This is a genomic window from Paraburkholderia sp. SUR17 (genome assembly GCF_029536165.1).
Classification (GTDB): Bacteria; Pseudomonadota; Gammaproteobacteria; order Burkholderiales; family Burkholderiaceae; genus Paraburkholderia; species Paraburkholderia kururiensis.
Genome location: NZ_CP120509.1, coordinates 1,108,849 through 1,122,837 on the forward strand (window position 1 = coordinate 1,108,849; position 13,989 = coordinate 1,122,837).

Genomic DNA, 13,989 nt, shown 5'->3' on the forward strand with positions numbered 1-13,989 from the left:
GAAAACGCATAACGAATCCGATGGAGCGATCATGACGAACCCCGATTCAGCTTCCGGCAGTGTGCAGTCGTCCCACAATTCCCACGCGTCGCCCGCATCGCGCGCGTCGGTAGCCTCCGCGGCTTCGTCCGCACTGGCGGCACCTTCTCCGGCGCCGGTGCCGTCGTCGCCGGCAGCGCACCGCAGCGGCGACCAGCCATTCTTCGACCCCGTCGCCTACGGCAACGGTCCCGACGATTCGGTTACGGATACGAGCGAGAGCGCGGCCATTACGAAGCATTCCATCGTGATTGGCGGCAAGAAGATCAACTACACGGCCACGGCGGGCCACCTCGTCACGGTCGACCCGAGCAGTTCGCAGCCGAATGCCAGGATCTTTTATGTGGCGTTCACCGAAGACGGGCAGAAAGAGGAAGCGCGGCCCGTCACGTTCTTCTATAACGGCGGGCCGGGCTCGTCTTCGGTGTTCGTCCTGCTGGGCTCGTTTGCGCCGAAGCGCATCAAGACTTCGATGCCGGGTTTCACGCCGCCCGCGCCGTATCAGCTCGAAGACAACCCGGACAGTCTGCTGGACAAGAGCGACCTCGTGTTCATCAACCCGGTGGGCACAGGCTATTCGGCAGCCATCGCGCCGCACAAGAACCGGGATTTCTGGGGCGTGGACAAAGACGCCGACTCCATCAAGCAGTTCATCAAGCGGTTCCTCACGAAGAACAACCGCTGGAATTCGCCGAAGTATCTGTTCGGCGAGTCGTACGGCACGGCGCGCAGTTGCGTGCTCGCGTACCGCTTGCATGAGGACGGCGTGGATCTGAACGGCGTCACGCTGCAGTCGTCGATCCTCGACTACACACAGGCGGGCAATCCGGTGGGTGCGCTGCCTACGGCAGCAGCGGACGCGTGGTATCACCGCAAACTCGGCGTGGCGCCCACACCAACGGACCTGGGTGCGTTCGTGGAAGAGGTCGCGCAGTTCGCGCGCACCGACTATCTCGCCGCTCTGCGCAAGTTTCCATCCACCGACGACGCCACGGTGGAAAAGCTCTCCGAGTACACCGGCATCGACAAGACGACGCTGCTTGCATGGAGCCTCGACGTTGCAGCCTACGACAGCCGCGGCAATTCGCTCTTCCTGACGACGTTGCTCAAATCGAAGGGCGTGGCGCTGGGCGCCTATGACGGTCGCGTCACCGCTATCGATACCGGCATTGCCGGCAAGATCGATCCGAACTCGGGCGGCAACGATCCGACCATGACGGCGGTGAGCGGCGTCTACACCGCGATGTGGAACCAGTACCTGAACGAGCAGCTCAAGTACACGTCGAACTCGTCGTTCACGGATCTGAACGACCAGGCGTTCCTGAACTGGGACTTCAGCCACATCGACCCAACGGGCGAACAGAAGGGCCTGGACTCGAAGGGCAACATCGTGCTTTATACGGCGGGCGATCTCGCGGCCGTGATGGCGCTCAACGTCGATCTCAAGGTGCTTTCGGCAAACGGCTTCTACGACTTCGTCACGCCGTTCTACCAGACGGTGCTCGATCTCCAGCAGATGCCGCTCGTGAGCCAGTCGGTGCGGCAAAACCTGTCGGCGCGGTTCTACCCATCGGGGCACATGGTCTATCTGGACGGCGGATCACGTACCGCGCTCAAGGCTGACCTCGCGAAGATGTACGACGCAACCGTGTCCGACACGGCGGCGGTGGGCCGCATTCGGGCGCTCCAGGCACGCAAGACGAGTTAGCGGCGTCGCGGTTAAGCGCCAGGCGTCAGGTGGCGGCGTTGCGCTTGCCGTCGGCCTCGGTGGCGGCAAGCGCGATGCATCTGCGACGCATTGGCGGTGTGTCGACTGCGGTGGTGTCGCGCACTATTCCGGCTTCGCTTTCGACAAGCTCACCGGCTTGTGCTGCAACCAGTTCAGCGCCTGGCTCAGCATGAAGTCGCCGGGTTTGCCGTACACCACCGGTGGAGTCGTCGGCCGCCTACCGACGCTCGGGTTGGACGACTGCGCACGTTGAGCCTCGATTGTCTGCTGTTGCCCTGTGACCTCACGCGCATGCGTTTGCTCCAGCGCGGTGTCCGGGCGACCGGCCTGGCTCGATAGATGGCGATCGAGATCGATCTCCCTCACGGCAGGCAGGTCGCCGGATTGATCGGGCGGTTGGTCGTCCACGGGCACATCCGGTTGAACGCCCACGTTCTGGATGGACCGGCCCGTTGGCGCGTAGTAGCGCGCGACGGTCGGCATGAGGCCGGTGCCGCCTGTCAAGGGACCGGTCACCTGGATCGTCCCCTTGCCGAACGTTGCGCTGCCCATCACGACGGCGATGTGTGTCCTGCAACGCTGCGGCAGCCGAAGCCTGGTGCCGGGCGCTCCAACGTGACGTTGTTTTGGTGAATGAATGCGCGCGTCAGAACGAAGGTCATCGACCGGTCTTCTGCCGGCCGGTAGACGAGTCGCACGGTTTTCAGGCGAGGCAATTGCCGCATTACGCGGGGCGCGACGTGACTCGCGCCCCCACGATTATTCGCCTGACCGGCCGCGGCCTATCCATCGATCAAGCAGCTTGCCCGCCGCCTCGCGGCCGCCCAGACCGAACGAGAGCGCGACAGCGACAGCGATTGCGCCGAGCACGAGGCCGAACGCGAGTTGCACGATCTCGTTGGCAATGCCCATCGCGCGAAGCCCCATCGCGAACACGAGGCCCAGAATGGCGAACTGCGCGATGCGGGCGAACAGCTCGCTATGTTCGTTGTCCGCTTGCTGGATGACGCGACGCGCGAGATTCGAGAGCCAGAAACCGATCACGAGGATCACGCCGCCCATCAGCACATGGCCGCCGAACTCGATGAACAGTGTCACGACGTCGCGTACCTGCGCGAAGCCGAGCCGGTTGGCCGCCTCGACTGTCGCGAACAGCATTGCGAAGAACACGATCAGGCGCGCGGCCAGCACGGACGGCTGCAGCATGCCGGAGAACACGCGCTCAAGACCCAGTGCGCCGGGTAGCCCGTCGACGCCCGCGGCGACGAGCAGCTTTTGCGCGAGCGCGGCAACGAAGCGCGCAACGTAGAACGTGACCGTCACGATCACGATGGCCGCAAAGAGGTCCGGCACCGCGCCGAGAAACTGGTTGAGCATGTTGGTCGCAGGACCCGAGAGCGCCTCGATTTTCAGGGCATCGAGCGCGGAGATCAGCGTGGGCACGAATACGAACACGTAGACGAGGGTGCCAACGAGACTCGATACGCGCACCGGCGTCGGGCTGTCCAGGTTCTGCGCCAGCTTGTCCGCGCCCGCCGCGGCGAGCAGGTTGGTCACGAGCCCGCGCAGCACGCGCGCGACGATCCAGCCCACGAAGCCGATCACCGCCGCCGCAAAGAGGTTCGGCACGACGCCGAGCAGCTTGTCGATCATGCCTTGCACGGGCGCGAGCAGCCCGGACAGCGCAAACGCGGACAGTACCGCGGGCAGGAACATCAGGATCACGAGCCAGAACAGAACGTCGCCCAGATAGCCGCTCACCGGCGCGATGCCCGCGCCGCCCGTGAGCTTGTCGTCGAACTTGCCCGATCTCAGCGCGCGGTTCGCCAGACTACGCAGTAGCGATGCGACGAGCCACGCGATCAACGCGAGCGTGACGCCGCCGATCAGGTTCGGAAGGTAATCCACCATCCGCGCAATGAGCGCGGAAAAGGGATTCGAGACAGCGGAGAGATTCAGCGCGTTGAACACGCCGACAACGGTGACGAGCATCACAAACCAGAACACGCCCGCCGCGATGCCCTGTTCGACGCGAATCACCTGACCTGTGCCATGCGCGATCTGCTGATTCACCTTCAACGCGGACAGGAGCTTGCGTACGACCACTCGAAGAATCGCGGCGACGATCCAACCGACGATCAAAAGACCAATGGCTCCGGCGATCTTCGGTAGAAAACCTCCCAAGGCGGCCAGCAATGGCGAAACGAAACTGGATACGTCCATTTTTATTCCCTCCCCGTTGTTGAAACACAATTTGGACTACGTAGGACATCAGCAATAGAACCTGCTCGCTGAGCATACATCGCGGTAGCGCTGACAGGTGCCGGATTTGACTATTCGTGACAATGCGGCATCGGATCTTTTTAAGCGTGCCCCTCCGCTCGAGTGCGCCTCGCAGCTCGGCCATGGAGGAAGAGATGGCTAGCGAAATGCGCCTGGCCTGAGCGCCGACCGGAGTTCAGAAATATTCACAGTCTCCATGCGTGCATGCGGCATAAGTCAAGAATTGCCCTCTCGCCTTAAGGGCGCGTTAAGGGCGCGTTAAGGGCGTCACGACATAACTTCTAGGAGGCAGGTCCATGAGCCGTACGCGCCTTGTCACGAAGTTGTGTCGGCTCGCACACGGGCACATTCGACACACCACGACTCCTTGCAGATCCAACGGTCGGTCAGCCGAAGCGAATGCTTGAGCATGCATCGCAAGCTTTGCTCCGGCAGCCTGTTCGCAAGGCGGCGCGTGAGCAACGGAATCGTCGAATACGTGCGTCAGCAGCGAAGCTCTGCCGGCTGCTGCGGTACTCGGGGTAGCGGCTCGTCGGCGTTGCGCAGTGATCGTCGATCCAGTGTCGCTGGCCTTGATCGTGGTTGTCGGCGCCCGCTCCGCGCAGCGTGAACGCCCGAATGTGCTTGGTTGTTGGCACGCCCATTGCCAGGCGATTGGGTGAGGCGCGTCACACCGGCCGTCGACTCGCTGTAGCGTGACGCATTCGGATTGCCTTCCTTGCCGGCCACCGAGGCGATGTTGACGATACGTCCCAAGCCCTTTGCCACCATGTGCGGTACCACGCTGCGGCACGTGAGGTAGGAGCCGATCAGATCGACTTCGATCATTCGATCACGCGTCGCCACACGGCCGGCTCCAGTTGCCGGTGTTCCGTTCGCGTGCCGCTTGCCCGCCGACCGCCGGCCACACGGCCACCTCGGGGCGCTCGCGAACAAGCGGCGTGAAGAACGACACGATTCTGTTTTTCAGATGGACAAGTGCCATGTCTTCGATGGCCAGGGGGGTGCCAATTTGACGCTATGAATGGCGGGCGTGGCGCATAGGCGCTGGCCCCGACGCTGCCGCGGCGCATGCGACCACGGCAGCCTTTCACGACGCAGCCATCCTCGATATGTTTTAATTGCCTTTAACTCATCCATTCCGCATCCATGGTGTGCCGACCAATGAACGCAGGGAAAACAGCCAGCACAGGAAACACATCGGACGCAGACACAGAAGAGAATCGCCAGACGGCGCGCCTGTCGCCTGGTGGAGGCGTGAAGACGCTGCGTGAGCGGAGAGTACGCACCGTACTCGCAATCGCAATCGGGCTGATCGGCATGCAGGGCATGCACACTGCGTGGGCGCAAGACGCGGCGCTGCTCGACGATCGTGTGACGCAGCATTCGGTTGCCGACACGATCTGCCGGCCCGGCTATGCCGACGCGGTGTCTCCGTCGCTCGACAGCATCATGGCCCGCAAAGACCGCATGCTGGCGAGGCACGGTATCGATGCCGAGGACGGCACCTCGTACGCGCTGGATCGCCGCGTGCCTATCGTGCTGGGTGGTTCTCCGGACGCTGCCGCGAATTTCGAGCTGCGCCCATGGGCCGGGCACGCCGGCGAGCGCCGCAAGGAATTGCTGACCGCGAGGCTGAAGCGATGCGTGTGCGCGGGGCGCATGACGCTGGCCGAGGCACAGGCCGCCATCGTCGGCAACTGGCCGGCGCGGTACGGGCGTCTTGGGCGCCGCTGCGATGGAGAGCTTGACGACGGCGCGAGCGCGAGTGCCGAAAGGTCTGGCGACAACGGCTCTTGAGAGGCTTGAGGGTGCTGGCATTCCTCAGCGCGAGCCCGCGTTAATAGCGGGAGCGCGTGCCAGTGCGCGAAGCGAGTGAAGCGCTTGAAGCGCTCGAAGCGCTTGAAGCGCTCGAAGCGCTCGAAGCGCACCACGCGAACGCCACGTGCTCACGACGTCAGGCGCCCCGCGCAAACATGATGCCTCGGCACCGGCCTCGCCGTAGCCCCCACGCTTGCCCGTCGACGCGTTGACTTCACCCGTCGCGGCCAGGCCACTCGTCGTATGGCGTGTAAGGCAATGCGCGCTTGTGCCGCGTGACGTCATAGAAACGGAGGATGGTCTCGCGCGCCTCTTCGCTCACGGGCTTGCCTTCCAGAAAATTGTCGATGACCTCGTAGGTCACGCCATAAGCCTCTTCGTCCGGACGCTGCGGCCGTAACGTTTCGAGATCCGCGGTGGGAATCTTCTGCGTCAGCGCTTCGGATGCGCCCAGCGCTTTCGCCACCGCGCGCACCTGCCGCTTGTCGAGGCCGGCCAGCGGCAACACGTCGGCGCCGCCGTCGCCGTACTTCGTGAAGAAACCCATGACGGATTCCGCGGCGTGATCGGTGCCGATCACGATGCCCGTGCGTGCGCTCGCCACCGCGTATTGCGCGATCATCCGCTGCCGCGCCTTGACGTTGCCGTGCACGAAGTCCTGTTGTTCGTGGCTCGCGAATGAAAGGCCGCTTGCGGCCAGCGAGGTCATCATCGCGTCCGCGGCCGGGCGGACGTCGACAGTCAGCGTTTCGTCGGCGCGTACGAACGCAAGCGCTTGCCGGGCATCGGCTTCGTCGTGTTGCGTGCCATAGGGCAGACGCATCGCGACGAAGCGTGCCTCGTAGTTGTCGGCGCGCAGCCGTTCCACCGCCAGTTGTGCGAGTCGCCCGGCCGCGGCCGAGTCGATCCCGCCGCTGATGCCCAGCACGTAGGCTTTCAATCCGTTAGCACGCAGATAACGCGCGAGAAACGCGACGCGACGTTCGATTTCGGCGGCGGGATCGATGTCGGGCGTCACGCGCATTTCCGCGCGGATGCGCGCCTCGTGCGCGGCATGATTCGATGGCTTCATGGGGCGATCTCCTTCGTGGTCTCGCGGGCAGCGGACGTCATCCATCTGCTCCACACTACTCAAGATTGGCCAGGCCAGTTGTTTCGGGCATGCATCATGCGTGATTGTTCATGATGCGACCTCGATGCGCGGCCTTACGACGCGCGCGTCGATGCGCCTGAACGCACTAGCCTTCATGATACGCAGAAGCCTGTTTTCGAATACGTCATGAAACAGAACGGAGAAACGTGTGCCGGCACGGGCTGTATCGGCACACACGGGGAAGGTATGGACAATCGCCACGAAAGTGATCGCGCGCCGGATCGCCGCATGTTGCCGGCGAAAGCTCGGGCGCAGTCACGATGGGCCGCGCACGTCGTCGCGACGTTCTTTGTCTGCCTCACGACCGGTGCGGTCGCAACGGCCGCACTGGCGCAGTCGTCGCTGCCGGCGTCGTCCGCATCGTTGCCGCCATCCGAACCACCCGCGCAGGCCGCATCGACGCCCGCCGCATCGAGCCTGTTCGTTCCCGAAGGCGCAAAGCCCGGCGACCCCAACGCGGCCCTGAAGATGCGCGACGCCTTCGCGCACGAAGTCACGCGCCGTCTCGACGTGCCCGACGCGGATCAGCACTTCTATGCCGGCCAGTTGCAGGGCGCGCTCGCGGCGCACAACCTGGGGAGCCTTGCGGGCGAGTACGTGGTGCTCGTGGATCGCAACGAGAACGTGCAGGCGCTCTTCATCTACTATCGCGCGCTGCCCGTGGATGGCTGGCAACTGCTCGGCGCGTCACCGGTCGCGACCGGCCTGCCGGGACAGTACGATCACTTCGTCACGCCGCTCGGCGTATTCGAGCACACGCCGGCGAACATGGACTTTCGCGCGGAAGGCACCATGAACGAGAACGGCGTGCGCGGTTATGGCCAACGCGACATGCGCATTTTCGATTTCGGCTGGGCCGAGGCCGAGCGCGGGTGGGGCAAGGGCGGCACCTCGCAGATGCGCTTCCAGATGCACGCAACCGATCCCGATCGCCTCGAGCCGCTGCTTGGCGTCCGGCACTCGAAGGGCTGTGTGCGCATCCCCGCCTCGCTCAATGCGTTCCTCGATCACTACGGCATTCTCGATGCCGAATACGAAGCGACCGTCGAAGCCGGCAAACCGCTGTGGGTGCTGCATGGAGATCGCGTCATCACGCCTTGGGCCGGGCGCTATCTCGTGGTCGTGGACTCGGAGCGCAAGGTACGCCCGGCATGGTCGCCCTTGCCGGGGCCGAAGGCGGGAGCCAACTTGCCGCCGGGCGGCGACACGGCGGATTGAGCGCGAACGGCCGAAGCGGCATCGAGAGAAAGCCGGCACGGCCCGAGCGGACGTGACGCTCCGAGTGGAGCGGATGCCCCGCGCCAGTGATCAGCGCTTCACGACCGGGCCAGCGTCACCCCTGCAAGCGCCAGTACGAAGCCCGCAATCTGCACCGGCAGCAGCGTCTCGCCGAACCCGAGATACCCCTCGACGGCCGCGAGCGGCGGTGCAAGAAAGAGCAGCGCAGTGGCGCGCGCGGCATCGCCACGCCGAACCATCCACACGAGCAGCGTGACGCTCACACCGGAGAGCATGACGATGCCCCACGCGAGCGAAACCCACAGTGCCGGCGAAGGAATCCAGCGGTGCTCGCCGAGCGCAAGCGCGAGCAGGCACGCGACGAGCGCGGCGCCAAAGTTCTGCACGGCGCTCGCGCTGCGTATGTCGGCCCTTGCGAGCGACGTCTTCTGAAACAGCGTGCCGGCGGTAATGGCGCCCACCGCGAGAATCGAGACGGCCACGACGAGCCACGGCGGCGCGGCGCCGTGCGTCACCTGCCCGGCAGGCGCAGTGATTTTCGGCGCGAGGACCAGCGCGACGCCGGCAAGGCCGAGCGCCATGCCGGCCCAGCCACGTCGATGCAGCCGTTCGCCGAAAAGCGGAGCCGCCGCAGCCGCCGTGAAAAGCGGCTGCAATGCCCCGAGCAGCGCCATGACGCCGGCACTCAGCCCTTGCGCGACGGCCCAGTATCCGGCGCCCAGGTACACGCCCTGCAGCAGGGCGCCCGCGAACAGATGCTTGCCGAGGTCGCGTCCCGAAGGCCACCGTGCCCGCGCCGCGAGAGCCGCAAGCGCGAATAGCAGGGCGGTGCCGCCGAAGCGAGCGAGCAGGAACAGGTTGGGGTCGGCGAACGGCGTGATGGCACGGGCGACAACAAAGCCCGTGGACCAGAGCACGACGAACACGGCGGCAGCCAGCGTGGCAATGAGCATGGGTGGGGCAATCGGGCGTGGGCAGTCGAAAGCCCGCAGTATCGCGTGAGGCCCGGGGCCGCGTCTTGTTCAGTCGTGCAATGCCGGCGTATGTGTGGCCCGTGCGGCCCGTGCCGCCTGTGCCGCCTGTGCCGGCTTCGATCCGGCGCAGCGGTTATTCGATGGAAAAGGTATCCACCGGCTGATTCGTGCTGGTGTCGCCGGCAAAGCGCGTGCGCAACTGCTCGTAGAGCCGGCGCGCCTCGTCCAGCGTGAGATCGATCCAGTAAGGATCGCCGGCTGCGTCGTTGAGCCGTTCGGGTGGAAACTGGATTTCGACCGCAATTCCCTTTCGGTACACGTCGCGTGCTCCTTTGAACTGACGAGCGCGCAGTGTAGCAACGCAACCGCCCCGAATTCGTGCCCGCTGCGAAATGCAGTCCTGCCGATCGCGGCTTGACGAAGCCCGAATTTCCTTCGCGATTCGCACGCGAGCCGAGCGCCGCTTAGCTTTGCCGCTGCGCGAACTCCGGCGTGAAGCGGCAGCCCAGCCGGTAACGCGAGCCGGGATGCACGAAGCGTGCGTAGGTCACCGCGACGCCGTTCGACCACGTGCGGCGCACGAGCGTGAGACAAGGCTCGCCCGGCGAGATGTGCAAAAGCTCGGCCTCTTCGGGCGTGGGCAGGCCGGCGTCGACCACGTGCTCGATGTCGTGCACAGGCACGACCGCATAGAGATATTCGGACGGCCGCACCGTCGAAAAATCCTGTTCGATGAAGGCCGGCGCCACGGCGGGATTCACGTAGCGGTCTTCCAGTTGCACGGGCAGGCCGTTCTCGCGATGCACGCACGTCACGTGAAAAACCGACGCGCCCGCGGGCAACTCCAGCGCGTTCGAGACTACGAGCGGCGCCGTCTCCCGTTGCGTGAGCAGCGTTTCGCAGGCGTATTCGTGACCGCGCGAGCGGATCTCGTCGCCGATGTGGGCGATCATCAGCAGCGTGGATTGCGGCTTGGCCTCCGCGACGAACGTGCCCACGCCCGAAAGCCGCGTAAGCCAGCCTTCGCCCGTGAGCTCGCGCAGCGCGCGGTTCACGGTCATGCGCGAGACGCCGAGCGAGGCCACCAGATCGTTTTCGGATGGAATGCGGTCGCCGGGCTGCCAGGTGCCCGCTTCGATCGAGGAGCGGATGTAGTGCTTGACCTGCTCGTAGCGGGCCACCGGCGCGTCGCCGGCGTGTGCCGGGCTGGCCGCCCCGGCTTTCTCGCGTGCCCCGTGGTGCGTGGTGACGGACATCGCGCAGCCTCCTCGTTCAGTGATGCGTGTAATGCGTCGATAAAGCTCGCGTTGGGCACGCGCGCGGATGGCGCGCGCAACAGCGACGCGTGCTGCGGATGAGCCTCGCCAAGCCTTTGAGGCTCATGCCGTGCCCAGCGCGCCGGGCGCAACAGTCGCCGCGATGCCCGCCGTTCGCCATCATGCCGCGCCCGGGCCCACGTCTTCCGCGCGCGTCCAGAACGCATTGCGGTCGAAGTAGTTCTGCAGAAACTGCCGCAGCCGCGGATGCGACGCGTCGTGAAACACCTCGCGCGGATTGCCTTGCACGGCGATGCGGCCCTGGTCGATGAACACGACCTTATCGGCCACCTGCGCCGCAAAACCCATTTCGTGCGTAACGACGGCCATCGTCATGCCGTCGCGCGCAAGCTGCTTCATCACCTGCAGCACTTCGCCGACGAGCTCGGGGTCGAGCGCGGACGTCGGCTCGTCGAACAGCATGATGTGCGGCTCCATGGCGAGCGCGCGGGCTATGGCCACGCGCTGCTGCTGGCCGCCCGACAGCTTCGCGGGGTAGGCGTCGCCCTTGTGCGACAGGCCCACGGTTTCTAGCATCGCGCCCGCGCGGCGCCGCGCTTCGTCGTGCGGCAGGCCGCGCACGCGCACGAGCGCTTCCATGACGTTGCCGAGCGCCGTCATGTGCGGCCACAGGTTGAACTGCTGGAACACCATGCCCACGTTGCGCCGCACGCGGTTGATCTCGGCCGCGGTGGCGCGCACGCGGCGGCCGTTGCGTTCGCTGTAGCCGAGCAGTTGGCCTTCGATGAGCACCTCGCCCTCGTCGTAGGTTTCGAGCGCGGCGAGGCAGCGCAGCAGCGTGCTCTTGCCCGAACCGGATGGCCCGATGATGCAGACCACTTCGGAACGCGCAATGCCCAGGTTCACGCCGCGCAGCACTTCGACGTCGCCAAAGCGCTTGCCGAGCCCGCGCACTTCGATCAGCGGCGTCGCGCGGCCGGTGGCTTGCGCCGGCGCGCCGGAAGAGGAGGAGGGCAGGTCGGTCATGACGTTCATCGGGTTGTTCCGCTTGTTCCGGATCCTTCCGGGATGTTCCGCTTTGCTGGCGATCGGGCCGGGAATCGCGAGGCAGGCAATCGTGAGGCAGCAAGTTGTGAGGCAGCAGTCAGAGCGCGAGGCGCGTGAAGGCAGTCTTCACGCTCAGGCCATAAACCGTGCGAGCCGCGCCTCGGCCCACTGCCCGGTGCGCGACGCGAGTTCCACCAGCACGAGATAGCAGACGCACAGCGCGAGCAGCGTTTCGACGAAGGCAAACGTGGCGGAGCCGATGCCGGTCAGCACGAACGTCAGCTCGGGCACGGTGACGATCGAAAGCACCGCCGTTTCCTTGCTCAGCACGATGATGAGGTTCACGAGCGCCGGCACGATCAGCACGGCCATCTGCGGCAGCTGGATGCGCCACACCGCTTGCCAGCGCGTGAAGCCGAGGCACGACGCCGCTTCCAGATGTCCGCGCGGCACGGAACGAAAGCCCGCGCGAAACACCTCGGCGAAATAGGCGCTGCCGTACACGCCGAGCCCGAGTACGCCCGCGGTGAGCGGTTCGAGCGTGATGCCGAATGACGGGCCGCCGTAGTAGAGCAGGAACAGCTGCACGAGGAACGGCGTGCCGCGCAGCAGTTCGATGTAGACGCGCAATGCGCCGCGCACCCATCGTCCGCAGAAGAGTTGCAGCAGCGCGATCACGAAGCCGAGCACGATGCCGATGGCGACGCCGGCAAGCCACGTGCCGAGCGTCATCGCGAAGCCCGCGCCGATGGCGGGCAGGTTGTGCGTGATGACGGTGGGATCGAGCTGCTGCATGGCGGTCTGTGCGGTGGGCGGCGTGCGCTAACTCTGCTGCAGGCGTTCGTCGGCGGCGTGCGCCACGAGCGCGAGCGTGCCGCAGATCACGAAGTAGATGAGCCCCGCGGCGACGTAGGCTTCGAGCGGACGATACGTGCTCGCGGCGATGTTCTGCGCCGTGCGCGTAATTTCGGCCACGCCCACCACGGAAATCAGCGACGACGCCTTGATGAGCAGCACCATCTCGTTGACGAGCGAAGGCAGCGTCAGACGAAACGCCTGCGGCACGAGAATGCGGCGCAGCGTATCGAACGAACCGAGCCCGAGCAGCCGCGCGGCCTCGATCTGTCCAGGCGGAATGCTGAGGAATCCGCCGCGCAGAATTTCGGAAATGTACGAGGCCGAGCACAGCGACACGGCGCTGATGGCGGCCACGAGCGGCGGCACGTTGATGCCCGCGAACGGCAGCAGGTAGTAGACCAGCAGCAGTTGCACGAGCATCGGCACGCCGCGAAAGAAGAACACGTAGGCGCCGGCAAAAAGCCGTGCGGCGCGATGCGACGAAAGCCGCGCCGCGCACACGCCCACGGCGACGAAGAAGCCGATCACGAGCCCGGCGAGCGAAATCGAGACAGTGGCCACCGCCGCGTGCAACAGCAGCGGCAGCCCCTGCACGAACGCGCTCAGGCTGAACATGTCAGGAGTTCAGTAGTTCGGGGAGGGCATCGTGGAGGGCACGTCCATCGCGACGCCGAACCACTTCTTCTGCAGCGCCGCGAGCCGGCCGTCCTTGTTCATCTTCACGAGCGCCGCGTTGAAGGCGTCGGCGAGCGGCTTACTGTCGGCGTCCTTGCGCAGGCAGTAGGCGAAGTAGACCTTCGCGCCGAACGGCGGCTGCACCACCGCGAACGTTTCGGGCCGCTGCTTCGCGACATACGCGATGTTGGTCATCGAGTTGGCCACGGCCACGATGCGCCCGGCGGCGAGGTCCGCGTAGGCCTGGTTGTTGTCCACGTATTCGCGAATCTCCGGCGCCTTCGGCAGCGTGGCGACATAGCTCTTCAACTGATCGAGCTGCGCCGAGCCCTTGCCCGCGCCCACGGTCTTGCCCGCGATGTCGGACGACTGCTTGATGCTGGTGTCGTTGGCGCGCTTGAGCAGCGCATCGGTGGCGTCGGCGATGGGCAGCGTGTACGTGTAGCGCTCCATGCGCGCCTTCGTGACCGTGAGCGGGCCGCCCACCATGTCGAACTTGCCCGCTTCGAGGCCCGGCAGCACGCTCGGCCACGGCAGGTCGATGAAGCGCACCTTCACGCCGAGTTCCTTGCCCACCTCGGCGAACAGGTCTTTGTTGAAGCCCGCCTGCTGGCCATTTTCGAGGAAGTCGAACGGCGCGAACTGCATCTCGGTGCCGACAACCAGTTCGCCGGCTTTCTTCACCTTCGTGAGCTGATCTTCGGCGTACGCCGCGAGGCTCGCGGAACACAGCGCGAGCATCAGCAAACCACGCTTCCAGCCTGCAGCGATCTTCATGGGTCTCTCTCCGGGTGGCAAAGCGAAAGTCGCGCGGGAACGCGAAGCGGCGCGAGTATGCGGCGCAGTATATACCGCAGGTTTGGCGCGAAAAAAATAAAAACCGCAGGGATAAAC

General features: G+C 65.3%; 13 protein-coding genes and 2 pseudogenes. 3 read left to right on the top strand and 12 right to left on the bottom strand.

The features are described 5' to 3' along the window. The first annotated feature begins 31 nt into the window (after positions 1-31). A complete protein-coding gene (locus P2869_RS22455; protein ID WP_277599610.1) occupies positions 32-1,747 on the top strand; it encodes a peptidase S1 in 1,716 nt (571 codons plus the stop codon). A 123-nt stretch (positions 1,748-1,870) separates the two neighbouring features. Here P2869_RS22455 and P2869_RS22460 read toward each other — a convergent pair whose 3' ends face one another. The 4 genes and pseudogenes from P2869_RS22460 to P2869_RS22475 form a co-directional block, all read right to left on the bottom strand. Next, on the bottom strand, positions 1,871-2,485 hold the full coding sequence (locus P2869_RS22460) for a S41 family peptidase (protein WP_346833758.1): 615 nt from the start codon (positions 2,483-2,485) through the stop codon (positions 1,871-1,873). Positions 2,486-2,527: 42 nt separating this feature from the next. Then, complete coding sequence (locus tag P2869_RS22465; RefSeq protein WP_277599611.1) at positions 2,528-3,991, bottom strand: mechanosensitive ion channel; 1,464 nt, start codon at positions 3,989-3,991, stop codon at positions 2,528-2,530. Positions 3,992-4,542: 551 nt separating this feature from the next. Continuing rightward, positions 4,543-4,695, bottom strand: a pseudogene (locus tag P2869_RS22470) (L-rhamnonate dehydratase); the annotation flags it as partial. Between the two features lies 1 nt (position 4,696). Further along, a pseudogene (locus tag P2869_RS22475) lies at positions 4,697-4,911 on the bottom strand (SDR family NAD(P)-dependent oxidoreductase); the annotation flags it as partial. Between the two features lie 397 nt (positions 4,912-5,308). Here P2869_RS22475 and P2869_RS22480 point away from each other — a divergent pair. Then, positions 5,309-5,851, top strand: a complete 543-nt coding sequence (locus P2869_RS22480) for a hypothetical protein (RefSeq protein ID WP_277599612.1) — start codon at positions 5,309-5,311, stop codon at positions 5,849-5,851. A gap of 235 nt (positions 5,852-6,086) precedes the next feature. Here the strand turns inward: P2869_RS22480 and nadE are convergent, their stop codons facing one another. Beyond that, the gene (nadE, locus tag P2869_RS22485) at positions 6,087-6,944 is read right to left on the bottom strand and encodes an ammonia-dependent NAD(+) synthetase (RefSeq protein WP_199541275.1); all 858 of its coding nucleotides are present in this window, start codon (positions 6,942-6,944) and stop codon (positions 6,087-6,089) included. 207 nt (positions 6,945-7,151) lie between these two features. Here nadE and P2869_RS22490 point away from each other — a divergent pair, with 207 nt between their 5' ends. Next, positions 7,152-8,243, top strand: coding sequence for a L,D-transpeptidase (locus tag P2869_RS22490; RefSeq protein ID WP_277599613.1), 1,092 nt, complete (start codon positions 7,152-7,154; stop codon positions 8,241-8,243). A 98-nt stretch (positions 8,244-8,341) separates the two neighbouring features. Here P2869_RS22490 and P2869_RS22495 read toward each other — a convergent pair whose 3' ends face one another. From P2869_RS22495 to P2869_RS22525, 7 genes are all read right to left on the bottom strand, one after another. Beyond that, positions 8,342-9,217: a DMT family transporter gene (locus P2869_RS22495; protein ID WP_277599614.1), complete on the bottom strand. Its 876-nt coding sequence runs from the start codon at positions 9,215-9,217 to the stop codon at positions 8,342-8,344. A 154-nt stretch (positions 9,218-9,371) separates the two neighbouring features. Continuing rightward, positions 9,372-9,557, bottom strand: a complete 186-nt coding sequence (locus tag P2869_RS22500) for a hypothetical protein (RefSeq protein WP_017778305.1) — start codon at positions 9,555-9,557, stop codon at positions 9,372-9,374. A gap of 145 nt (positions 9,558-9,702) precedes the next feature. Then, positions 9,703-10,494 (bottom strand): histidine utilization repressor, encoded by a 792-nt coding sequence (hutC, locus tag P2869_RS22505; RefSeq protein ID WP_017778306.1) that lies wholly within the window; start codon positions 10,492-10,494, stop codon positions 9,703-9,705. Positions 10,495-10,674: 180 nt separating this feature from the next. Further along, positions 10,675-11,550 (bottom strand): amino acid ABC transporter ATP-binding protein, encoded by an 876-nt coding sequence (locus P2869_RS22510; protein ID WP_277599615.1) that lies wholly within the window; start codon positions 11,548-11,550, stop codon positions 10,675-10,677. A 144-nt stretch (positions 11,551-11,694) separates the two neighbouring features. Beyond that, positions 11,695-12,357, bottom strand: coding sequence for an amino acid ABC transporter permease (locus tag P2869_RS22515; protein ID WP_017778308.1), 663 nt, complete (start codon positions 12,355-12,357; stop codon positions 11,695-11,697). Positions 12,358-12,384: 27 nt separating this feature from the next. Then, a complete protein-coding gene (locus tag P2869_RS22520; protein ID WP_017778309.1) occupies positions 12,385-13,035 on the bottom strand; it encodes an amino acid ABC transporter permease in 651 nt (216 codons plus the stop codon). A gap of 9 nt (positions 13,036-13,044) precedes the next feature. Next, complete coding sequence (locus P2869_RS22525; RefSeq protein WP_017778310.1) at positions 13,045-13,872, bottom strand: transporter substrate-binding domain-containing protein; 828 nt, start codon at positions 13,870-13,872, stop codon at positions 13,045-13,047. Positions 13,873-13,989 lie beyond the last annotated feature (117 nt).